Genomic DNA, 23,110 nt, shown 5'->3' on the forward strand with positions numbered 1-23,110 from the left:
CACCCAGGTAAATTGCTGAATTTAAAGCTAAATAACTGGAGGTTGTCTTGAATCACACTGCATTGCTAGTGCTGGAAGATGGAACTGTGTTCAAAGGCGTGTCGATAGGCGCCGAGGGATGTTCTGTTGGTGAAGTGGTTTTCAATACGTCGATGACGGGCTATCAGGAAATCCTCACCGATCCCTCTTATTCCCGTCAGATAGTCACCCTCACTTACCCCCATATAGGCAACACCGGCACCAACAGCGAAGATGAAGAGTCCAGTCAGATCCATGCTCAGGGATTGATCATCCGGGACCTTCCGATACTTGCCTCCAATTTCCGCAATCAGCAATCCCTCTCCGAATACCTCAAGTCTCACAACATCGTTGGCATCGCCGACATCGACACCCGTAAACTGACCCGCATCCTGCGCGAGAAAGGCGCTCAGGCTGGCTGCATTCTGGCCGGGAAACAGGTCGATGAAGCCTATGCCCTCGAACAGGCCCGCGCCTTCCCCGGTCTGAAGGGAATGGATCTGGCCAAAGAGGTGACGGTTGGTGAAGCGTACAACTGGACCGAAGGGAGCTGGCAGCTTGGCAAGGGGCATGTCACCCCGGATGCCGACCAGCTGAAATACCACGTAGTGGCCTATGACTTTGGCGTCAAGCGCAACATCCTGCGGATGCTGGTTGACCGTGGCTGCCGCCTGACCGTGGTGCCTGCCAAGACCCCGGCCGCCGAGGTACTGGCGATGAACCCGGATGGCATCTTCCTCTCCAACGGCCCCGGCGACCCCGAGCCGTGCGACTACGCCATCGAGGCCATCAAGGCTTTCCTTAATACCAACACGCCGGTGTTCGGCATCTGTCTGGGTCACCAGCTGCTGGGTCTGGCCTCCGGTGCCAAGACCGTCAAGATGAAGTTTGGCCACCACGGCGCCAACCATCCGGTGAAGAGCCTTGATGACAACACCGTCATGATCACCGCTCAGAACCACGGCTTTGCGGTAGACGAGAACAGCCTGCCGGATTGCCTGCGCGCCACCCACGTCTCCCTGTTCGATGGTTCCCTGCAAGGTATCCATCGCACCGACCGTCCGGCCTTCAGCTTCCAGGGGCACCCCGAAGCGAGCCCGGGCCCGCACGATTGTGCCGGTCTTTTTGACCACTTTATTGAATTGATTAAGCAGTATCGCGCCTAAGAAATAGAGGAAAGAGTTTCATGCCAAAACGTAACGACCTTCAGAGCATCCTGATCCTCGGCGCCGGCCCCATCGTCATCGGCCAAGCCTGCGAATTTGACTACTCCGGCGCCCAGGCGTGCAAAGCCCTGCGCGAGGAGGGCTACCGCGTTATTCTGGTCAACTCCAACCCGGCCACCATCATGACCGACCCGGAGATGGCAGACGCCACCTACATCGAGCCCATCACCTGGGAAGTGGTACGCGAAATCATCAAGAAAGAGCGCCCGGACGCCATCCTGCCCACCATGGGCGGCCAGACTGCGCTTAACTGCGCACTGGCGCTGGAGAAGCATGGCGTGCTGGCCGAGTTCGGTGTCGAGATGATCGGTGCCACCGCCGACGCCATCGACAAGGCCGAAGACCGCTCCCGTTTTGACAAGGCGATGCGCAGCATTGGCCTGGAGTGCCCGCGTGCCGGCATCGCCCACAACATGGAAGAGGCGTGGGGCGTGCAGCAGATGGTTGGCTTCCCCTGCATCATCCGTCCCTCCTTTACCATGGGCGGCTCCGGTGGCGGCATCGCCTACAACACCGAAGAGTTCGTCGAGATCTGCGAGCGCGGTCTGGACTTGTCGCCGACCAAAGAGCTGCTCATCGATGAGTCGCTGATCGGCTGGAAAGAGTACGAGATGGAAGTGGTGCGGGATCGCAACGACAACTGCATCATCGTCTGCGCCATCGAAAACTTCGACCCCATGGGTATCCACACCGGTGACTCCATCACGGTCGCGCCAGCCCAGACGCTGACCGACAAGGAGTACCAGCTGATGCGCAACGCCTCCATGGCGGTGCTGCGCGAGATCGGCGTCGAGACCGGCGGCTCCAACGTCCAGTTCGGTATCAACCCGAAAGATGGCCGCATGGTCATCATCGAGATGAACCCGCGGGTGTCGCGCTCTTCTGCGCTGGCTTCCAAGGCGACCGGTTTCCCCATCGCCAAGATCGCAGCCAAACTCGCCATCGGTTACACCCTCGACGAGCTGATGAACGACATCACCGGCGGTCGCACTCCGGCCTCCTTCGAGCCGGCCATCGACTACGTGGTCACCAAGGTGCCGCGCTTCAACTTCGAAAAATTCGCCGGTGCCAACGACCGTCTGACTACCCAGATGAAGTCGGTCGGCGAAGTGATGGCCATCGGCCGCAACTTCCAGGAGTCCCTGCACAAGGCGCTGCGCAGCCTCGAAACAGGCAAAACCGGCTTCGACCCCATGGTTGACCTCAATGCCCCGGACTCCCTGACCCGCATCCGTCACGAGCTGCAGGACGCCGGTAGCGACCGTATCTTCTACATCGCCGATGCATTCCGCGCCGGTCTCTCCATGGATGGCATCTTCAAGCTGACCAAGATTGACCCCTGGTTCCTGGTACAGATTGAAGACCTGGTGAAACTGGAGGAAGAGGTGAAAGAGCGCGGCATGGCCGGTCTCGATGCCGACTTCCTGCGCGCCCTCAAGCGCAAAGGCTTCGCCGATGCCCGTCTGGCCAAGATCCTCGGTGTGGCCGAAGGGGAAGTGCGCAAACTGCGCGCCCGCCACAACATCTTCCCGGTCTACAAGCGGGTCGATACCTGCGCCGCCGAGTTCGCCACCAACACCGCCTACATGTACTCCAGCTATGACGAGGAGTGCGAGGCCAACCCCACCGACCGCGACAAGATCATGGTCATCGGTGGCGGCCCGAACCGTATCGGTCAGGGCATCGAGTTTGACTACTGCTGCGTGCACGCGGCGCTGGCCCTGCGCGAAGATGGTTACGAGACCATCATGGTCAACTGCAACCCGGAGACCGTCTCCACCGATTACGACACCTCGGATCGTCTCTACTTCGAGCCGGTGACCCTGGAAGATGTGCTGGAAATCGTGCGCATCGAAAAACCCAAGGGCGTCATCGTTCAGTACGGTGGCCAGACCCCGCTGAAACTGGCCCGTGCACTGGAAGCTAACGGCGTGCCGATCATCGGTACCAGCCCGGATGCCATCGACCGCGCCGAAGACCGCGAGCGCTTCCAGTCTGCCGTCGAGCGCCTCGGCCTCAAGCAGCCGGAAAACGGCACCGTCACCGCGCTGGAGCAGGCCGTGTTGCTGGCCGAGCGGATCACCTACCCGCTGGTGGTTCGCCCCTCCTACGTGCTGGGTGGCCGCGCCATGGAAATCGTCTATGACGAGCAGGATCTGCGTCGCTACTTCGCCGAGGCGGTGAGCGTCTCCAACGAATCGCCGGTGCTGCTGGACCGCTTCCTGGACGATGCGACCGAGCTGGACGTGGATGCCATCTGCGACGGCACCGATGTGGTCATCGGCGGCATCATGGAGCACATCGAGCAGGCCGGTATTCACTCCGGTGACTCCGGTTGCTCCCTGCCTCCTTACACCTTGTCCAGGAAAATTCAGGACGAGATCCGCGAGCAGGTGCGCAAGCTGGCGCTGGAGCTCGGCGTTATCGGCCTGATGAACGTGCAGTTCGCGGTCAAGGGCGATGATATCTATCTCATCGAAGTGAACCCGCGTGCCGCCCGTACCGTGCCGTTTGTCTCCAAGGCGACCGGTGCTCCGCTGGCCAAGATTGCCGCCCGTGTTATGGCCGGTCAGTCGCTGCAAGAACAGGGCTTCACCAAAGAGATCATCCCGCCCTACTACTCGGTGAAAGAGGTGGTACTGCCGTTCGCCAAGTTCCCGGGGGTTGACCCGCTGCTGGGGCCAGAGATGCGCTCTACCGGTGAGGTTATGGGGGTGGGCAGCAGCTTTGCCGAGGCCTATGCCAAGGCGCAGCTGGGTGCCAACCACGCCGTACCGAAAGAGGGTCGAGCCCTCTTGTCAGTGCGTCACAGCGACAAGGCGCAGGTGGTTGACTTGGCTGCCAAGCTGCTGGAGCTGGGCTACGAGCTGGATGCTACTCACGGCACCGCGGTCGCGCTGGGTGAAGCGAGCATCAACCCGCGACTGGTCAACAAGGTGCATGAAGGTCGCCCGCACATTCTGGATCGCATCAAGAATGGCGAGTACACCTACATCGTCAACACCGCCGAAGGGCGGGTGGCGATCCAGGACTCCAAGCAACTGCGTCGCGCCGCCTTGCAGAACAAGGTGGCGTATACCACCACCATGAATGAGGCGTTTGCCACCTGCATGGCCATCAGCGTGGATGCCACCGCCAATGTCAACTCGGTGCAGGAGCTGCACCAGAAGGTGAAAAACCGCTAAGCGTTTGCAGCGGGCATCAGCCCGACTTGCCAGACGACCAACCCCCGCCAGCGATGGCGGGGGTTTCTTTTTATCTGTCGCGCACCGTTCGGCTCGGGTCGGGTGAGTCATGGAGGAAGGTCATGTCTTCCGCATCGCAGACAACGGATGGCGCGTGGGGCGGTAAAAGCTGGCAAGGGGAGGGGATGCTGCGAGCGCGGGTTTCAACTGCAGCAGGCAATCCTCTACAATGGCCCTACTTTGCTTGTCAGTGCAGTGCCAGCGGCGCTGCCTGTAGGGCCAACAAAAAATGGACATGCTTATGACCGCTTTGCCTTCCTGTCGTCTTCTTGCCTTCTGCGCTGCCTTGCTGCTGGCCGGTTGTGCCAGTGATCCCGCCTCCGCGCCAGCCAAAGAGGCGAGCGTGAGCAACCCCAAAACGCCCCCTGCCATGCAGCCGCGCAAACCGGCGGATATGAAGAGCCGCATCGTGCGCTTCTTGCCCCGTCAGGTGCCTGACAAACAGGGGTGGGCTAACGACGTGGTGACGGCGCTCGCCACCCAGGGGGTGACGGTCAATGATCACAACGTCTGTAGCGTGCTGGCGGTGGCGGAGCAGGAAGCCACCTATCAGGCCGACCCCGTGGTGCCGGGCCTTGGCAAGATCGCCTGGAAAGAGATCAACTCACGGGCCGCCAAGCTGCTGATCCCCGAATTTATGGTGCGGGCCGCGCTCTCCATCAACTCGCCCACCGGCAAGAGCTACGCCGAGCGGATCGACAAGTTGCGTACCGAGCGGGAGATGAGTGAAATCTTCGAAGATATGATCAGCATGCTGCCGATGGGCAAGACGCTGTTTGGCAACCTCAACCCGGTGCATACCGGTGGCCCGATGCAGGTGAGCATCGCCTTTGCCGAGGCTAACGCCCGTGGCTACCCTTATCCAATCAAGGACTCCATTCGCCACGAAGTCTTTACCCGTCGCGGCGGCATTTGGTTTGGCACCAAGCATATCTTCGGTTATCCCGTCGACTACCCGGATACCCTCTATCGCTTTGCCGATTTCAACGCTGGCTGGTACGCCAGTCGCAATGCCGCTTTTCAAGCCGCCGTCAGCCGTTTGAGTGGCAAAACTCTGGCGCTGGACGGGGATCTGATCCGCTATGACTCGGATCTGCCGGGCAACACCGAGCTTGCCGTCTATACCCTCGCCAACCGGGTCAATATGAGCAAACAAGCGATCCACCAGAGCCTGCGCAAAGGGGATACCGCCGAATTTGCCGAGACCGATCTCTACCATCGCATCTTTACTCTGGCCGACAAGCAAGCGGGCAAGCGACTGCCCCGCGCCATCCTGCCCGGCATACAGCTAAAGAGCCCGAAAATCACCCGCAACCTCACCACCGCCTGGTTTGCCAAGCGGGTGGATGACAGAGAACAGCGATGTGTGCGGCAGATGGCGACCATTCGCTAAGAAACACAACAAGGGCGGCCAATTGGCCGCCCTTGTTTACTGCGCTTTGACTACCTTGCTGGTCAGGGTCGGTAGATGCCAGGTTCCCCCCAGTGCAATCATGCGGCAGCTTCCGGTAGTGCTTTGCTCACTCTGCACGAAGGTTTTGCCATCCCACACCCAGCTTTCGAAAGAAAAACAATCTCCTATCCCTCTTCCTTTATGTGAGGCACTCAGTTCACCCATTTCATAACCGTTTGCATCAGTACTGATGAGGGTCGCACTGGCGGTATCAAGATTCGTGTCAATCACAATGAAGGCGGAACCGTCGTTGTAAGCTGCGAGCCAGCAGGGTAGCTGGACCAAGGCTCGTTCTTGGTTCAGGGGATATAGCATGCCACCCTCTGAATTGTCGTCGACCATGGGACAGGTGTCTTTATCGACTAGCAGCTTCAGCCACTTGCCAATGCTCTGTTGTTCCGGCTTGGTGAGCGGGCGGGAGAGGTTGCCTGCGGCTACGGCGCCAGCGTGGATCACGGGAGCCGTCAAGGCAGGAGGAATGGATGTGGTGGGTAATGGGCCCTGTTTGGTCAGGGCTGTACTGGTATTGAGGCGGCCTTGGAAATCATCCATTTTGAGAAAAACGGCATAGGCTCCGGCGCCGGATAGCTGTTCCTGATGCTTGCTCCATTCAAATACCACTTTGCCAGTCCCCTTGATCGCTCGGACGAGTGCTGCGATTTGGGGCTGGCTGAACGGAGTCCGCTCTTTTACGGTGCCAAGCACTTCACCATTGATGCGCAGTGTGATCAAACCATCAGCGGGGGCTCCCGGTGCCTGTCCATCAACTTCTGCGATGGCAAGCTCTGCATGCAATGTACCTTTGGCGCCAGCCTCTCGGGTGAGCAAAACCGAGAGTCCACCTGATTCTGCGCTATAACCTGCGGCTCGGCATGTACGTGTATTGTCGCAGGCGATCTCCCAGTCTTTATGGGCAAAATATAGGGCTTCGGGTTGTGTGGCCAGTATGGTGGCCAAGAGGGTAGATATAAGCATCGATGGATTCCAGTGAGAACTTTAAAGAGCATACCATGGCTCTTGCATTGCTTTGACCGCTATCTGGACTGTATTCGTCTGTCTGCTCAGCGTTGTGCGTGATGCCAATGAAGGTCATCAAGGCGTGGTAGACCTGAAGGGGATTATCGCAGCTTGCGCATAACCCATCCTAAATGACCTCAGTTTGAGGATCTGGGAATGTCTAGGAAAGTAGCGGAATTCAGGGGCGTAATCAGCAGCAGGGGCCGCAGATACCAGAACTGGCCCAGCAGAACCGCAATAACGGGAGTGAAGTCCATTTCACATTTATCCAGTCAGTGAATTAGAGGGGATTCATGGCCTCTGGCCAGAGGAAATAGGGGCCAAATTTGGGGCTCATTCTAAACTCCCCTCCTTCCTCTTTGCCTTTGGCTGTGAGGTAATGCTTGCTGTCACGCAGCTCAAGCAAGCCGTGAGTCACCATTTTTTCCAACAACTCATTGGTTTTGATCCCCCACTTTTGCGCCAGTTTGGATGAGGTCAGTTTTTCAGTGGCTGACTCATTTTCGTTAGCAGAAGGCTGTTGGGTTTCGGTTTCACTGACAACCCGTTCAAGTGATATGCGGACTTCATCACTGACCCGAATAATTCGTTGGGCCTCATCATAGGCATCACGGTAAAGGTCATGGTCTTCCGAGCGCTGGATCAATACCCCCATCTCGTTGTTATTGACCTGACTGAACTCGTAGAGATTGAGGCTGGTGACAATGCACATCTCTTCATTGAGATAGCACTTGGCATGGAGGTTTTTGCAAAAGCTGGTGCGGATATAGGTGAGCTCTTTGAGCCAGCTGATCTCTTCCGGTTGCAGCTCGCTTTTGCCATAGACGATCCGCACATCGATCTTGAGGCGGTTCTTGTCGGTGAGCAGCTCCTTGATCCTGTCGTTGAGCTTGAGGAAGGGGCTGATCAGGATCAGACGCTCTTTGGCATCTTTGATAAGTTCTTCCAGAAAGTAGTTGGTTGCGCTGGTATTCAAAAACTTGGCCATGGCAAAAATCTCTATCCCTGTGGTGTAACTGGTGGCGCAAATACTTGGCTGGCGTTCGGCAGGTCATTTTCATTCCGGGCGCAGTGATCACCCAGCCAGTGCGGCTGGCAATCGACATCGTGGCTCTATGTGGATGATGGGGGCCAAACTGAGCCATTCTACCCATTCCATCAGAAGGAATATGTGACAGATTGCACTAACTCTGTGACAAGGCTGGATTTTTCGGGGCGGGCTGTGGTTGATGGTAAATCGCAGGTGCAAAAAAGCCCCTTGGCGGGGCTTGGTGTCTGGCAAGACCGGTGTCGGGGTTATCAATCGAACAGGATGCGGCCGCTGGTGCCGGCATCGCTGTCTTTCCAGCTGGCGCCGCTTTTGCGCAGGGTGTAAGTGATGGTCTCCTGCTTGAATTTCAGGTAGTCGCTGCCGCTGTGGCTTGGTTTGACCTGATTGCCATCGATATAGGTCTCCCCTGTGGTATCGACGTGAATTTCGGCCACGGTGCGGCCATCGTCAGTGACCGCTTTATAGTTGCCAGCCCACGGGCTCTCGTCGCCATACTGCACGGCCCCTTCCTGAGCGTGCGCTTGGGCATGGGTCTTGTGGCCGTGATGGGTTTTGGCCACGGCGCAGCCGGAGATACCGACCGCCAGCAGGCAACCGAGGGCGACATTGAGCAGAGTCAGTTTGGATTTCATCTTCATTTACCTGTATCAAATAATTGCAATGGATAAGGGGTGGAGCCCCCACGGTAGGTGTGGGCCCCGCTGAGCCGTGGCTCGAAATCAGTCCTGATTGATGCCAGAGATATGGCCGCGGGCGTCGGTGAGGCAGTGCCAGAGCTGGTCATGGGGCCCCTTGATATCAATCATCATCCCCGCCTGGGAGTCGGCCACATAGTCGAGGGTCAGTTTGCTGCGGCTGACGCCCGCTTTTCTGGCGACGGCGTTCATGCAGGCGTTCTCGGCAACCTTGGTTTGCGCAGTGCTGCCGTTGTAGGCACGGCTGCTGGCGCTCTCATCATCGCCGTCGTCATCGTTCTCATCGTCATTGAGCTGGCAGGCGCCGCTGTCGCCATTTTTGACAAAATAGGTGATGCCCCAGTCGCCATTTTTCACCATGGAGAGGGTGGTGTGCCCCTTGCTCGCCTCGTAGAAATTTGAATTCACTTTTTTAAGTGGAACTTGCTGGTTATTGATATAAGCCGTGCCATCTTCGACGCGAAGATTAATATGTCCAGGACAGCTGGCGGATAAATCAGGCACCCCTGCATATGCGGTTCCGGTCATGACCAATACAGAGAGAGCAAGCAGCGTTTTTTTCATCAGATAACCTCAAATCAACAAGGATCAGCAAGTGTGATGTCGTCAAAATAACGGTTGCTATGCCTGAACGTTATTTCTGTGCTCATTGCACACCTGTTATCGGTAGCCCGCAGTCAGTCGTTTCAGTGCGCCTCGTCCTGCCGGGATGACGCCAAATTTAGCAGTCGGGTGATGTAAGTAAAATAAAACAGGATTAATTGGATTCATAAAATATGAAAAACTATAAACCATTTAAAACAAATGGTTAGGTGTATTCAGGTCACTTTGCAAAAGATGGGGGACCATCCGGGATGGTTCCTTATGGGCATCGATAAAGTTGGCCATCGGTCTATGATGTTGGGCGTTTGGTATTTTTTCTGTTGCAAGCGGGCACAGGCTGGCGACATCAAGGGCCAATCAGCCATTGCGCGCCGTAAATACACAGACAAAAAACTCCAATATTCGGTGTGCGAGGGGGGGGCAAAATTGGCCTGCCAGCAGGAAGGTATTTTTACCTGATATGACTGGATCGTGAGAAATATGAAAGGGGGCAGTTCAATAAATCCTCCATCAATACGGGCATAATTATCTGGAGTGTTACTGTGCTTTCCCTGAGGATTGCCCACTCTTGGCAGGAAAATATAACGACTTAGAAACTCATGGCCAACCCGATGGAATAACCGCTGGTGTTGTGGCTGAACATATAGCGGGCAACCAGCCGGGTACGGGTGACTATGATGTCGTACTTGCTGCTATCCAGCTCCAGACCCGCGCCGATAGAGTTGAGGGAGTCAAAGCCAAGCAACCCCCGCTGCTCCCCCAGATATGCGGTATGGGCCCCCTCCAGTACATAGCGCACCGGTCTGTCGAGCAGGGTCCAGTCAAACAGCGGGGCCCGGCGGCGCAGATAGAGACCTAGGTTCTCCGCCTCGGCGTGACCACGGACGCTGGTCGAGGTGCCGCCAAAGCTCTGCAGGTGCTGGTAGGAGTAGCGCACTTCGATATCGATATCCTGCATCTTTGAAAAGAGCTCGTAGTCGAGCATCAGCGAGCCCCCCAGTCCGTACATATTGAGCTGTCCACCATCGAGAAAATCCAGCGAATAGCCCTTGGTTCGCTCAAGCAGCCAGTTGCCGATCCGCAGATCGCTGGCCATGGTACCGAGCGAGACGTTGGCGATGGGGCGCAGTACCCAGTGGCCACCGTGCGGGTCTTCATGGAGGGCGATATCCCAGCCGATCCCGCCAGAGGCGGTCAGGCTGTTCCATTTGGTCGGGAGGGTGCGGCTCTCGGTACCGTTGCTCACCACAAACTGGGGATCGTAGCGGCTAAAGCCGATCGCCCCTTCCAGATAGATGGGCACGGCTTCGCTCATGGTGGCGCCGCCACCGATCTGGGTCATGTTGAGGGCGGCAGATTGATTGGTGCCGCTGCCGATATCGAGGTTGCTGGCGGTGATGTCGGGCACCACGGTGAAGGTCATCAGCGAGAGCACCGCATTGGCGCGCTCTTGTGCCCACTCCTGATCCTGTGTTGCGGCCTTGACGGCGCTGCCGGATAGCGCCAGCAGCATTGGCAACAACATCTGCAATAAAGAGAAGCAAGAGCGGTGCATGAGTGTGGTTCCCGATAAGCGGCGTCTGATTGCCCTGGCTTTACTGTAGCGAGCTTCCCGGCGGTTGGCACGGAGCTAAGAGGGGGGAATAGGCGTCGCTTGCGGTCGGTTGCCGCTTGGGGGCAAGCCTTTGCCACACCAACGGCACACCTTTGCAGTTTGTCGCTAAAGCTTGGCCTCTTGCCGCCGATATCTCTTGTGAGATCGTGTGGAGGACAAGCAATTGAACGCTTGGGTGTTGGGGTTGGTCAGCATATCCGTGAGTATGCAGTTACAGGCTGGGGTCACCGAATTTGGTGCCGGTCTGGATCAATCCGTCTGGCGTTTGACCTCCGATACCCAGATTGAGTGTCGCCTCGAGCACCCTATTCCCAACTGGGGAACGGGGGCTTTTGTCAGCCGCGCCGGTCGCAAGATAAACCTCGACTTCGAGCTCAAGGGCAAGCGGCCGCAGGCCCAGACCCAGACGGTGAGCCTTGGCATCATGCCGCCGGTATGGCGCCCGGGGATAGCCGGGCGAGAAGTGAGTCAACTGCGTTTCTATCAGCAGTTCGATGGACTGGTGGAGGGGCAGACTGCCTGGACCATGCTCGACGAGCTGGAGGGGGGGCGGATGCCGACCTTCCAGTATCGGGACTGGTATCGCCAGAACCGCGCGGTGCGAGTGTCCCTCTCGTCAGTCAACTTTCGGGTGAAGTATCAGGCCTTTATCGACTGTCTGAGCGGGCTGTTGCCCTACAGCTTCAACGACATCGCCTTTAGCGTGCTTACCTACGACAAGAACAGCGATCAGCTCTCCATCCCCTCCAAGCGGCGGCTGGCGATGATCAGCGAGTTTATCAAGGCGGACAAGAGCATCGATGTGGTGGTGATCGACGCCTACAGCGACAGCTATGGCGGCCGCTGGCCGAACCTGAAACTCTCCGAGAAGCGGGCCGATGCCATCAAGAAGGTGTTTGTCGATCTGGGGATCGATCCCGGCAAGATCTCGGTGGAGGGGCATGGCGAGAAGCAGCACGTTGCCTCCAACGAAACCGAACAGGGTCGTGCCAAGAACCGGCGAGTGGTGATCAGCATGGGGCGCAATGGCGAGATCTAGCGCCGTCCCCGGCAGCCGGATATAAAAAAGAGCGCATCTGCGCTCTTTTTTGATCCTGCTATTAGGCAGTGAGATTAGGGCAGCTTAGAAGCTGTCACCGAGGCCAGTACCGGCATCTTTCTTGGCGATCAGTTCAATCTTGTAACCGTCCGGATCTTCGACGAAGGCGATCACGGTGGTGCCGCCTTTAACCGGGCCCGGCTCGCGGGTGATCTTGGCACCGGCGGCGCGCAGCGCTTCGCAAGTGGCGTAGATGTCGTCCGCTTCCAGCGCGATGTGGCCGTAGGCAGAGCCCAGTTCGTACTCGCTCACCCCCCAGTTGTAGGTCAGCTCGATCACCGCTTCATCCTTCTCGTCACCGTAGCCGACGAAGGCCAGGGTGTACTTGTACTCGCTGTTCTCGCTCTTGCGCAGCAGCTTCATGCCAAGGACACGGGTGTAGAAGTCGATGGAGCGTTGCAGATCGCCGACACGCAGCATGGTATGCAGAATTCTCATTGCTCAGTTCTCCGGGTTGGTGATGTGTACTGCTTTCAATCTCGGTTGCGAGGCTATCAGCTTTCTGGATAGACCTTCTCTTTGTACTCGCAGAGGTCCTCGATGATACAGGAACCACAACGGGGCTTGCGAGCCAGACAGGTGTAACGCCCGTGCAGGATCAGCCAGTGATGGACATCCAGCTTGAACTCGGCGGGTACCACTTTGAGCAGCTTCTCCTCCACCTGATCCACATTCTTGCCTACCGCAAAGCCGGTGCGGTTCGATACCCGGAATATATGGGTATCGACGGCGATGGTGGGCCAGCCAAAGGCGGTGTTGAGGACCACGTTGGCGGTCTTGCGGCCGACGCCGGGCAGGGCTTCCAGCGCTTCGCGATTCTCCGGCACCTCGCCACCGTGGCGCTCCAGCAAGATGGCGCAGGTCTTGATGACGTTCTCGGCCTTGGTGTTGAAGAGGCCAATGGTCTTGATGTACTCCTTGAGCCCGTCCACCCCGAGATCCAGCATCGCTTGCGGGGTGTTGGCCACCGGATAGAGCTTATCGGTCGCCTTGTTGACGCTGACATCGGTCGCCTGCGCCGAGAGCAGCACGGCGATCAACAGCTCGAATGGCGAGTTGAAGTTGAGCTCTGTGGTGGGGTGGGGATTGTGCTCCCGCAGTCGCTCGAGGATCTCTCTGCGTTTCTGGTTGTTCATGCCTTGCGTCCGATCATAGCTCGGTCGCCCGGACGCGGGCCGGGGCAACGTTGCAGTGGGCTACGGTGGCTGCCTGTTTGCGGTCCCGCCAGTCGTTGATGGCGTTCTTGGCGGCGATCAGCAGCCCCAGCCCGATAAAGCCGCCCGGCGGCAAAATCGCCAGTAGCAGGCTGGCATCGGCGTGGAACAGCTCGATGCGCAGGGATTTGGCCCACTCGCCCAGCAGCAGTTCGGCGCCATCAAACAGGGTGCCCATGCCGATGATCTCGCGCATGCCGCCCAGCACCAGCAGCACCAGGGTAAAGCCAAGGCCCATCATCAGGCCGTCGAGGGCCGCCAGCAGCGGCGGGTTCTTGGAGGCATAGGCCTCGGCGCGGCCGATGATGACGCAGTTGGTGACGATCAGGGCGATAAAGATACCGAGTGCCTGATAGAGGCCATAGGTGTAGGCGTTCATCAACAGCTGCACGCTGGTCACCAGCGAGGCGATGATCATCACATAGACCGGAATGCGAATATCCTTCGGCACCCAGTTGCGCACCAGCGAGACGGCGAGGTTGGAGCAGACCAGCACCGCCATGGTGGCAAGGCCCAGCCCCAGCGCGTTGGTAAAGGTGGAGGAGACGGCGAGGGTCGGGCAGAGCCCCAGCACCTGCACCAGCGAGGGGTTGTTCTTCCACAGCCCCTGACTCATCAGCTCCTTGAGCTCGCCCTTGCGGCTTTCCAGCTCGGCAATCGGGGCTGCGCCCGTTTCAATCTGTTCCATCTGGTTCATGATGGTTCGACTCCGTTAGTTCGCCGCCGGACAAGCCGGGGCGTTGCTGAGCAGTTCGGGTTGCTCCTGCTGCAGCTTCAGCAGGTTCTTCACCGCCTTGACCACGGCTCGCGGGGTGATGGTGGCGCCGGTAAAGGCATCGAACTCGCCGCCATCCTTCTTCACCGCCCACTGGGGCTCGTTGTCATGGGTCAGGAATTTTCCGGCAAAGCTGTTGATCCAGTCCGATTTCTTCAGCTCGATCTTGTCACCAAGGCCCGGGGTCTCGTTGTGAGCGAGCACGCGCACGGCGGTGATGGTGCCCTTGGCATCAAAACCCGCCACGATGCGGATCGCCCCGCTGTAGCCATCCGGCGCGATCGCCTCCAATGCATAGCCGGTCACCACGCCATTCTTGCTGGCGGTATAGAGGGCTTGCGGCTGATCACTGCCCAGATACTTCCTGCTGGTCACCTGCTTGCAGCTGGCCACCAGATCGTTGTCATAGCTCCCCTCCGGCAGCAATACCGAGAGGGTCTGCTGTTTCTCCAGCTGTTGCTGGTGGGCGATTTTATCCTTGGTCAGCTCGTTGGTCAGTACCACCAGCGCGGTACAGCCGAGCGCGAACATCGCCAGAATAAGGCCGTTCTTGCGCATGCTCTTTAACATGTCCGGGCTCCGTCAGCTGTGATGGGGAAAGAGGGCAGAAACATCATTGGCGACGGGCTCCATACACTTTCGGGCGAGTCAGGCTGTCAATAAAGGGCACGCAAAGGTTGGCCAGCAGCACGGCGAAGGCGAACGCATCCGGATAGCCGCCAAAGCGGCGAATGATGTAGACCAGCACCCCGATCAGCACGCCATAGACCAGTCGGCCGCGCGGTGTGGTGCAGGCACTGACCGGATCGGTGGCGATAAAGAAGGCCCCCAGCATGGTTGCGCCGCTAAAGAGATGGAACATGGGCGTGGCAGTCGCATCCGGGCTCACCAGATAGCCGATGGTGGAGGCCGCCAGCAGGGCACCGAGAATGGCGGTGGGAATGCGCCAGTTGATCACTTTCTGTTGCAGCAGGAACAGGCCGCCCAGCAGATAGCCGAGGTTGACCCAGCTCCAGCCGACGCCGCCCCAACCCTCAAACAGCGGGCCGCTCAGGATCTCGCCGGTGGTGAGCCCCTGAGTCAGGCCGGTTTTCAGGGTATCGAGGGGGGTCGCCATGGTGAGACCATCCACCCCCTGCTTGAGCTGGGCCATGCTGTAGCCATCGAGACTAAAGCCGGTGAAGATCACCGATGCGGCATCACCAAAGCCGAGGCTGTAGGCGCGCACGCTCTCCGGCGGCAGCCAGCTGGTCATCTGCACCGGGAAGGAGACCAGCAGCAGCACATAGGCGACCATGGCCGGGTTGAACAGGTTCTGACCCAGTCCGCCGTAAAGGTGTTTGGCGACAATGATGGCAAAGGCCGTGCCCACCACCAGCATCCACCACGGCAGCAGCGGCGGCAGGGAGAGACCGATCAGCACGGCGGTGAGCGCCGCACTGCCATCCATCAGGGCAGGCTTGATGGCGCGGCCCCGCAGCTTGAGCACCAGCGCCTCGCACAGCAGCGCAGTCACCAACGCCAGCAGGATCTGGATAAAGGAGCCCCAGCCGAAGAACCAGGTCTGGGCCAGCAAGCCCGGCACGCAGGCCAGGATCACCAGCAGCATCAGGGTTCGGGTCTGTTTGCGGTTATGGGCAAACGGCGCAGTCGCAATATTGAACATGAGTCTGTCGATTACCTTGTTGTTGTTCGGTCGGCTGACGGGGCATCTTCAGCGGCGGTCTCTGCGGCTCTGGCTGCCTCGGCCGCCAGCTTCTTCGCCTTGGCGCGGGCCACCGCGGCTGCAATGGCCGCTTTTTTCGGATCAACCGGGGCATCAGCCGCAGGGGCGCTCGCTTCAGGAGCCTCTGCGACGGCAAGTGGTTGCTCACTGCTGGCTGCATCGCTTTGCATCGGCTCGGCCGGTGCGCGCTCACCCTCAGTTCCGGCACTCTCTACCTGAGTAGCGGCACTTTCTACCTCAGCATCGGCATTTTCTACCTCAGCACTGGTACTTGCGCTCTGTTGCGCCAGCTTTTTGGCCTTGGCCCGGGCAATGGCAGCGGCGATAGCGGCTTTCTTGGGATCGACCGCTTCACTTGCAGCCGTATCGCTTTGGCTGGTGGTTACTTCGCTCTTGGCTACCGCCACGTCGCGGGTCTGTGCGCTGGCAGTAGGCTCACTCTGCGCACCTTCAGCACCGGCACTCTCGCCCTGCTGGGCTGCCTTTTTGGCCTTGGCGCGGGCAATAGCAGCGGCGATAGCAGCTTTCTTGGGATCAACCGCTTCGCTGGCCGCAGATGGCGCATCGTTTTGGGTTGCAGCGGGTTCGCTGGTGCCAGCATTTGCAGTCAGATCACCCTCAGCGCTGCCGCCCTGCTGGGCCGCCTTTTTGGCCTTGGCCCGCGCAATGGCTGCAGCAATAGCGGCTTTCTTGGGATCAGTGGGCGCATCGCTTGGCGTGTCAGCCTCGGCTGTCACGCTGTGATCTGTGCATACCGGCTCGCCACTGGCCTCGGCCTTTTTGGCTTTGGCACGGGCGATGGCGGCGGCAATCGCCGCTTTTTTCGGATCCGCCTCTGCCTTTTGCTGATCAGCATCTACCACAGGGGCAGCAACGGCTTCGGCAGTCACAGGCTCGGCGCTATCGCCAGCCTGAGCGGCCTTCTTGGCCTTGGCACGAGCAAGGGCCGCGGCGATGGCCGCTTTCTTGGGATCGCTGGCGGGGTCAACCGCCTCGGTGGATTGCGGCGCAGCGGCTGCTTCGCTGTTTGCGCTCTCCGCCAGTTTGGCGGCGCGGCGCGCCTCCGCTTCCCGTTTGCGGGCTTCGCGGGCGGCAATCACGGCGCTGTTGTCAGGCAAGCCCTCGGCGGTGGCGGTAATGGCGGTGATGGGGGCATCCTGCTTGGCCTTGATACGAGCCAGGGCGGCCGCCACCGGATCTTCCCCGCCTGCGGCCGTCATGGTCTGACGGCGCTGGGCGGCGGCTTCGGCATGGCGCGCTTCACGGGCCGCTTTCTCCCGCTCGAAACGGGCCTGCTTGGCCTCGAAACGCTGCTTGGCGCGCTCGGCCTTTTCGGCCTCGGCACGGGCTTCGCGAATGTCGTCTTTGGCGATCTTGTAGTACTGCACCAGCGGGATCTCGCTGGGGCAGACCCAGGCGCAGGCGCCGCACTCGATGCAGTCCATCAGGTTGAGCTTCTCGGCCTTGTCATACTCCTTGGCCCGGCTGTACCAGTAGAGCTCTTGCGGCAGCAGGGTGGCCGGGCAGGCATCGGCGCAGGCGCTGCAACGGATGCAGGGCTGCTCCGGGCCGGGGGCGGGCAGTTCGGCCTGCGTCGGCGCGAGCAGGCAGTTGGTGGCCTTGACCACAGGCACCATGGCGTGGGGCAGGGTAAAGCCCATCATGGGGCCACCCATGATGACCCGCTGCTCCGCTTCCGGTTGCAGCTCGAAACGCTGCAACAGCCAGCGCACCGGCGTACCCAGGCGCACCCAGGCGTTGCCGGGTTTCTTGAAGCTGTCGCCGGTGAGGGTGACGATCCGCTCGATCAGCGGTTCGCCGTCGATAATGGCGCGCTTGATGGCAAACACGGTGGCGACGTTGAGCACCATGATGCCGATATCGACCGCGCGGCCCCCCTTGGGGACCTGACGGCCGGTCAGCAGCTCAATGGTCTGCTTGGCTCCGCCCGAGGGGTACTTGGTCGGCACCGTCTTGACCAGCACATCTTCATCGGTGGCGTGGCGGGTCAGCTGCTCGATCGCCTCGGGCTTGTTGTCTTCCACCCCGATCAGGGTGAGTTTCGGTTTGAGCAGGTGCTTGAGCACCCGGATGCCATCCATGATTTCGTCGGCGTATTGCTGCATCAGCCGATCATCGGTGGTGATATAGGGTTCGCACTCCAGCCCGTTGACGATCAGGATCTCGGTGAGCTGGCCGCGGCCATCGAGCTTGCTGTGGGTCGGGAACACGGCGCCGCCAAGGCCCGCTACCCCCGCCTGCTGGATGCGTTCGAGCAGCTCGCCCCGCTCCAGATTCCAGTAATCGGCTTTGCCATTGCGCTCGCCCCACTCATCCTCTCCATCGGGGGTGAGAATGACGCAGAGATCGCCGAGTCCGGAGGGGTGGGCAACCGTGTGGTTGCCAATCTCGGTGATGGTGCCGGAGGTGGAGGCATGGACAGGGACGACCCGTCCCTTGGCATAACGGGTCAGCGGCTGACCCTTCTTGACCTTGTCGCCCACCTGCACCAGTAGATCGCCGGCGGGGCCTGCGTGCTGGCGCAGCGGAATGATGAGGCGTGGCGGCAGACCGGCGTCTACCACCTGGCTCTGGCTTGATTGCAGCTTGTTGTCGGCGGGGTGAATGCCACCGTGAAAGTCCCAGAGCGTGCCGGCTTTGATACGTTCGAGTAAGGAATGCATGGTTGCTCCGCTGTTTATTCCACTATCTTGACCGGAATCTTGCCCGGAACATGCACGTTATTGAGATCCCACTTCCAGTTATCGACCGTGGTAGGCACCGGGATCATCTCGATGCAGTCGGTCGGGCAGGGATCAACACAGAGATCGCAACCGGTGCACTCGTTGGCAATCACGGTATGCATCGCCTTGGTGGCGCCGACGATGGCATCCACCGGGCAGGCCTGAATGCACTTGGTGCAGCCGATGCACTGATCTTCGTGGATAAAGGCGACCTTTTTGACCGGCACGGCGGCCTCGTCACTGCCCCCCAGCGGCTGGGGCTCGACCCCCATCAGATCGGCAATCTTGCGCATGGTGGCCTCGCCACCGGGCACGCACTTGTTGATCTGATCGCCGTTGGCGAGCGCCTCGGCGTAGGGTTTGCAGCCGGGATAGCCGCACTGGCCACACTGGGTCTGGGGCAGCAGGGCATCGAGCTGGTCGACGATGGGGTCTGCTTCCACATGAAACTTGACGGCGGCAAAGCCCAGGATAATCCCGAACGCCAGCGCCAGCAGGGTGAGCACCAGAATGGCAAAGAGAATATGGATCATGGTTATATCTTGATAAGGCCGGTAAAGCCCATAAAGGCCAGCGACATCAGACCGGCGGTGATCATGGCAATCGACACCCCGCGAAATGGGGCGGGCACATCGGCGGCGACCAGACGCTCGCGCATGGCTGCAAACAGGATCAACACCAGCGAGAAGCCGGTGGCGGCGCCAAAGCCGTAGATCACGCTCTGGATAAAGTCGTGTCGCTCATTGATGCTGAGCAGCGCCACCCCGAGCACCGCGCAGTTGGTGGTGATGAGGGGCAGGAAGATCCCCAGCAGGCGATAGAGGGTCGGGCTGCTCTTGCGCACCACCATCTCGGTAAACTGCACCACCACGGCGATCACCAGAATAAAGGCGAGGGTGCGCAGATAGGCGATATCCAGCGGCAGCAGGATATAGTGCTCCACCAGATAGGAGCTGGCACTGGCGAGGGTCATCACGAAGGTGGTCGCCAGCCCCATGCCGATGGCGGTTTCCAGCTTGCCGGAGACCCCCATAAAGGGGCAGAGGCCGAGGAATTTCACCAGCACGAAGTTGTTAACCAGCACGGTGCCGATCAATAAAAGCAGGTACTCAGTCATCAATTACCGTCACTGAAAGTCGGGTTATCGGGGTTTGAAGGCGGGCGGTATTATCTGACGTTAGGGCCAGTTAAACAACCGCAAGGCCGCATGGTTATTATGCAACTGGATAATTTAGCCGGGGTTTTGGGCCAGAATCCGGTGGGTTTTGCGCCATATCCCCACCGGGTGAGAAGCCTTACTAACCAACAGCCAGTTTGGCGGCTTCTTTCCACATAAATGGCGGCATCGGAGTAGTGAGACGCCATTTAATGTTCATCGGTTGGCTGCCAGTGTGGGATACGAACTCCACCTCACCAAAGTTCACAAAGCCAAGGGTACGGCCAAATTCATCTTTGCTCTGCTCGCGGACGAACAAAAACAAGCGCTTACCCTCTGCCCTGTGATTTATGTAACTCAGCCCCTTACCCCGCTCGGGGCGAGCGCTGTTTTGGCTCTGCCAATGAAACAGCGACTCGTTGATGGCGTAGTCGTGATAACGGGTAGTGGGGGAGAAGTGCTGTTCCGTTTTGTTCAAGGTCACGAACAGCAACTCGATATTTTGCTCTGCGATGACATAGACCCCTTCGCGAGCCGTGGGTTGCTGCGCGAAGGTGGTCGCGCCAAAGCCAACCAGCACCTGCTCTCTGGCATAGCGAGCATGCAGTTGCAGCGGATTACCGGGAAGGTTTGGCATGGCGCTTTGTTCGTGCTGCACCCGGTTGATCAGCATGGGTAACAGATCTGCCAGCTCGGCCCTTAACTCTGGTTGATTGAGTTGTTTCAGGCTGTGCGCCAAGGAGCTAAAGCCTGCTGTGGGGCCGCTCTGTTGCCAGAAGTCGTAATGGCACATCAAGGCCATCCGCTCATCGTGCTCAGCCGTTAAGGTAAAGGCGCTTTCCACTAAGGTTTGTAAGAAGTTCAAGTAATGGAGCGCATCGCAGCCCAATAGCCGGGTTTTGATGGCCCGGGTGTAGAGGGTCGACAGCTTCTCATCGCTCATTTCAGAAATGGTATGGTTGCGGGCCTGTTTGACCAAGTTGCTCCAATTGCCGCGCTTGTAGATCTCCTCAAGGCTGATATGAGGGTAGAACTTCAAAAAGTTCGCCAGTGTCAGCGGTAAATCGCAATCCTGTGAGAAACGGCGGATCAGGCCCATGAGGCGTGAGGTATTGAGGGTCGCCTTTTTGATATTGCTCAGAATTAACTCTTGGGTCTGTTTTGAGAGTTCGATGCGGCAGCCCAAGGGGGCGTGAGGGAAGCCCTGTTTGATCTCGTGGCTGATCGCCTTATTAGTTTTACCCACCAGTGCCCGGAATTTCTGGGCAAAGTCATACTCAGCACGGGCATTGCCAACAAAGTCCAACACGGTGCAGCACTCTTTATCGCTCGCCAGCCGCAGGCCGCGCCCTAATTGCTGCAAGAAGATAGTGAGGCTTTCCGTTGGTCGTAAAAACAGCAAGGTATCGACTTCCGGGATATCAACCCCTTCGTTGAAGATGTCCACCACGCAGAGAATATTGATAACCCCAGTGCGCAAATCTTGTTGTTTACTATGCCGCTCGTCTCGATTATCGCTGGTGAGGATGTCAGCCTTGATGCCCTTCATTAAAAAGGCCTTGCACATAAAGTCGGCATGTTCACGGCTCACACAAAATGCCAGCGCTTTAATCTTGGTAATATCGGTGACGATCTCATTGAGGCTCTGGACTATTTTCTGTACCCGCTGCTGATTGTGGGTATAGATATTGGTGAGTTCAGTGATGTCATAACGGCCATTTTTCCAAGCGACTTGGCGCAAGTCAGTATCATCATCGATACCAAAATATTGGAACGGACAGAGATGGCGACGATTGATAGCCTCGGGCAAGCGGATCTCTGCTGCGATGACACCACAAAAGTCGGCAAGAATATCACCGCCATCATGGCGCTCTGGCGTTGCGGTTAATCCCAACAGAATGTGAGGTTCAAAGGCGGCGAGCAAACCACGATAACTGGCCGCAGCAATATGATGAACCTCATCAATGACGATGTAATCGAAATAGTCTGGGCTAAGGCGCAACGTATCCAGCTGGTTATTTAAGGATTGCACCGAGGCAAATAGTTGACGGTAGTGGGTTGGCACGGCGCCGCCGACTAAGAGTTCGCCAAAATTGGATTGCTTGAGCACACCGCGGTACGAGGCTAATGCTTGGCGCAAGATCTCCTCTTTGTGGGCGACAAACAGGAACTTGGCGTCGGGTTTGGTTTTCAGAAAACGCGCAAAATCAAAAGCGGAGATCAGGGTTTTCCCTGTACCGGTGGCCGCAACCACCAAGTTACGGAAGCGCTGGTGTAAAGCGCGCTCCATCGCCAATTGTTCAAGGATCTCTAAATAACTGATCCCAATAGTGCTACACCTTCGCTGTGCCATAGCCATTCCCCGGGAAAGGAGACACGGTATCCATGAAGTGTTTCACTCGGGCCAGCAGGTTTGCCATCCCTCTGCATTGATGATTGCGCGTGATGGTTTCATGTAACTTGTGCCATAGCCGTTCTATGTGATTAACCCAAGGGCTGTAAACTGGCTGGAACACCAGGCAGAACTTGGGATTCTTCTTCAACCATCGCTCGGTCTGTTTGCTTTTGTGAATGATGTAGTTATCGAGGATCAACGTGATGGTTTTGGCTCGTCGGTAGTGGTGGCGCAGCTTTTCCAGCATGGCAATAAACAGCGATGAGTTTTTCTTGATCCCGCTGACGTAAAGTACCCTTCCGTTGCCTGCGTGGAGAACGCCTGCCAGATAATGCTTGGCATTCTGCCCCGGTGTGACAACCCGCTTTTGCTGCGCTCTGAACATCCAGTCGGCTCCTAATTTGGGATTGAGGTCTATATCGACTTCATCCTCATAAAACACCGGATTATCGGCATCACAGCGGGCCAGCGCGGCGTCGATATTCGCCATTTTTTCCTGATAGGCTGGGTCTTTTATCCGCAAGGTCGGCACGGGCCTGCGCCAGACAATGCCCATACGAGGTAACCATCGGCGGAGCGTGGAGGCTGCCACATTGAGCCCTGTTAACCGATTGATTTTTATAGCCAATAGTTCAGTACACCAACGGCTGCGCTGATAACCAAAATCTTGCGGAGAAAACTGCATGAGCAGCACCAGTAAGGTGACAATCTTGGCGATAGGTAAGACTGGGGCACGGCCAGCCGGTAAGGCTTCTAGCGCATCTATGCCTTCATCTCGATACCACCGAAGCCAACGACCGATGGTCGAGCGCGCAGCGCCGGTAAGGTGATGAACATCGGTGATCGTGCGTCCTTCATGTAACAGCAAGATGGCCATCAAGCGACGAGCATGTCCTTTATCACGGGTGGCATGGATGATTTTGTGAATGCGGCGCCGTTGTGGTCGTGGCAGAGGTGGTAGGATAGGCATCAACTCAGTCCTTTGGGTGTGGCTTGTTTTGTTTAGCGACTAATCAGATCGCACAAACTGGACTGAGTTCCCTTCCTCCGGTGATCTACTATTCGGAACAGCTATTTA

General features: G+C 58.2%; 19 protein-coding genes and 1 pseudogene. 5 read left to right on the top strand and 15 right to left on the bottom strand.

Annotated elements, in window-relative coordinates; genetic code table 11:
- The first annotated feature begins 47 nt into the window (after positions 1 to 47).
- The 3 genes from carA to AB5Y84_RS12940 all read left to right on the top strand — a co-directional run bounded on the left by carA (position 48) and on the right by AB5Y84_RS12940 (position 5,882).
- Positions 48 to 1,184 carry a glutamine-hydrolyzing carbamoyl-phosphate synthase small subunit gene (gene carA, locus AB5Y84_RS12930; protein ID WP_005337628.1) on the top strand — a complete coding sequence of 379 codons (1,137 nt, stop codon included), beginning with the start codon at positions 48 to 50 and terminating at the stop codon, positions 1,182 to 1,184.
- A 20-nt stretch (positions 1,185 to 1,204) separates the two neighbouring features.
- Positions 1,205 to 4,429 (top strand): carbamoyl-phosphate synthase large subunit, encoded by a 3,225-nt coding sequence (gene carB / locus AB5Y84_RS12935; protein WP_368177089.1) that lies wholly within the window; start codon positions 1,205 to 1,207, stop codon positions 4,427 to 4,429.
- A gap of 301 nt (positions 4,430 to 4,730) precedes the next feature.
- Positions 4,731 to 5,882 carry a DUF1615 domain-containing protein gene (locus AB5Y84_RS12940; protein WP_368177090.1) on the top strand — a complete coding sequence of 384 codons (1,152 nt, stop codon included), beginning with the start codon at positions 4,731 to 4,733 and terminating at the stop codon, positions 5,880 to 5,882.
- A 36-nt stretch (positions 5,883 to 5,918) separates the two neighbouring features.
- Here AB5Y84_RS12940 and AB5Y84_RS12945 read toward each other — a convergent pair whose 3' ends face one another.
- The 4 genes from AB5Y84_RS12945 to AB5Y84_RS12960 all read right to left on the bottom strand — a co-directional run bounded on the left by AB5Y84_RS12945 (position 5,919) and on the right by AB5Y84_RS12960 (position 9,269).
- Complete coding sequence (locus AB5Y84_RS12945) at positions 5,919 to 6,917, bottom strand: DUF1176 domain-containing protein (RefSeq protein ID WP_368177091.1); 999 nt, start codon at positions 6,915 to 6,917, stop codon at positions 5,919 to 5,921.
- A 322-nt stretch (positions 6,918 to 7,239) separates the two neighbouring features.
- A complete protein-coding gene (locus AB5Y84_RS12950; RefSeq protein WP_368177092.1) occupies positions 7,240 to 7,947 on the bottom strand; it encodes a phospholipase D family protein in 708 nt (235 codons plus the stop codon).
- Positions 7,948 to 8,258: 311 nt separating this feature from the next.
- Complete coding sequence (locus AB5Y84_RS12955) at positions 8,259 to 8,642, bottom strand: hypothetical protein (protein WP_368177093.1); 384 nt, start codon at positions 8,640 to 8,642, stop codon at positions 8,259 to 8,261.
- A gap of 87 nt (positions 8,643 to 8,729) precedes the next feature.
- A complete protein-coding gene (locus AB5Y84_RS12960) occupies positions 8,730 to 9,269 on the bottom strand; it encodes a hypothetical protein (RefSeq protein ID WP_368177094.1) in 540 nt (179 codons plus the stop codon).
- A gap of 300 nt (positions 9,270 to 9,569) precedes the next feature.
- Between AB5Y84_RS12960 and AB5Y84_RS12965 the strand changes: the two genes are divergently transcribed.
- A complete protein-coding gene (locus AB5Y84_RS12965; protein ID WP_368177095.1) occupies positions 9,570 to 9,767 on the top strand; it encodes a hypothetical protein in 198 nt (65 codons plus the stop codon).
- A 130-nt stretch (positions 9,768 to 9,897) separates the two neighbouring features.
- On the opposite strand, the gene AB5Y84_RS12970 is transcribed toward AB5Y84_RS12965, so the two are convergent.
- Complete coding sequence (locus AB5Y84_RS12970) at positions 9,898 to 10,821, bottom strand: autotransporter domain-containing protein (RefSeq protein ID WP_368177102.1); 924 nt, start codon at positions 10,819 to 10,821, stop codon at positions 9,898 to 9,900.
- Between the two features lie 265 nt (positions 10,822 to 11,086).
- On the opposite strand from AB5Y84_RS12970, the gene AB5Y84_RS12975 reads away from it, so the two are divergent.
- A complete protein-coding gene (locus AB5Y84_RS12975) occupies positions 11,087 to 11,962 on the top strand; it encodes an OmpA family protein (RefSeq protein ID WP_005337611.1) in 876 nt (291 codons plus the stop codon).
- Positions 11,963 to 12,046: 84 nt separating this feature from the next.
- Here AB5Y84_RS12975 and gloA read toward each other — a convergent pair whose 3' ends face one another.
- The 10 genes and pseudogenes from gloA to AB5Y84_RS13025 all read right to left on the bottom strand — a co-directional run bounded on the left by gloA (position 12,047) and on the right by AB5Y84_RS13025 (position 23,002).
- Positions 12,047 to 12,460 (bottom strand): lactoylglutathione lyase, encoded by a 414-nt coding sequence (gene gloA, locus AB5Y84_RS12980; RefSeq protein ID WP_005337610.1) that lies wholly within the window; start codon positions 12,458 to 12,460, stop codon positions 12,047 to 12,049.
- 56 nt (positions 12,461 to 12,516) lie between these two features.
- Complete coding sequence (gene nth / locus AB5Y84_RS12985) at positions 12,517 to 13,158, bottom strand: endonuclease III (RefSeq protein WP_042056548.1); 642 nt, start codon at positions 13,156 to 13,158, stop codon at positions 12,517 to 12,519.
- A 13-nt stretch (positions 13,159 to 13,171) separates the two neighbouring features.
- Complete coding sequence (locus AB5Y84_RS12990) at positions 13,172 to 13,924, bottom strand: electron transport complex subunit E (RefSeq protein WP_041202329.1); 753 nt, start codon at positions 13,922 to 13,924, stop codon at positions 13,172 to 13,174.
- 24 nt (positions 13,925 to 13,948) lie between these two features.
- Entirely contained in the window at positions 13,949 to 14,581 is a 633-nt protein-coding gene (gene rsxG, locus AB5Y84_RS12995; protein ID WP_005359614.1) for an electron transport complex subunit RsxG, read from the bottom strand.
- 43 nt (positions 14,582 to 14,624) lie between these two features.
- A complete protein-coding gene (rsxD, locus tag AB5Y84_RS13000; protein WP_368177096.1) occupies positions 14,625 to 15,677 on the bottom strand; it encodes an electron transport complex subunit RsxD in 1,053 nt (350 codons plus the stop codon).
- An 11-nt stretch (positions 15,678 to 15,688) separates the two neighbouring features.
- Positions 15,689 to 18,421, bottom strand: a complete 2,733-nt coding sequence (gene rsxC, locus AB5Y84_RS13005; protein ID WP_368177097.1) for an electron transport complex subunit RsxC — start codon at positions 18,419 to 18,421, stop codon at positions 15,689 to 15,691.
- Positions 18,422 to 18,435: 14 nt separating this feature from the next.
- Positions 18,436 to 19,014 carry an electron transport complex subunit RsxB gene (gene rsxB / locus AB5Y84_RS13010; protein ID WP_005350799.1) on the bottom strand — a complete coding sequence of 193 codons (579 nt, stop codon included), beginning with the start codon at positions 19,012 to 19,014 and terminating at the stop codon, positions 18,436 to 18,438.
- A 2-nt stretch (positions 19,015 to 19,016) separates the two neighbouring features.
- Positions 19,017 to 19,598: an electron transport complex subunit RsxA gene (gene rsxA / locus AB5Y84_RS13015; RefSeq protein WP_005337600.1), complete on the bottom strand. Its 582-nt coding sequence runs from the start codon at positions 19,596 to 19,598 to the stop codon at positions 19,017 to 19,019.
- Positions 19,599 to 19,779: 181 nt separating this feature from the next.
- Positions 19,780 to 21,948, bottom strand: a pseudogene (locus tag AB5Y84_RS13020) (DUF3427 domain-containing protein); the annotation flags it as partial.
- 22 nt (positions 21,949 to 21,970) lie between these two features.
- Entirely contained in the window at positions 21,971 to 23,002 is a 1,032-nt protein-coding gene (locus AB5Y84_RS13025) for an IS630-like element ISAhy2 family transposase (protein ID WP_001809438.1), read from the bottom strand.
- Positions 23,003 to 23,110 lie beyond the last annotated feature (108 nt).

This window comes from Aeromonas sp. s11, from assembly GCF_040907945.1.
GTDB classification, from domain to species: Bacteria; Pseudomonadota; Gammaproteobacteria; order Enterobacterales; family Aeromonadaceae; genus Aeromonas; species Aeromonas veronii.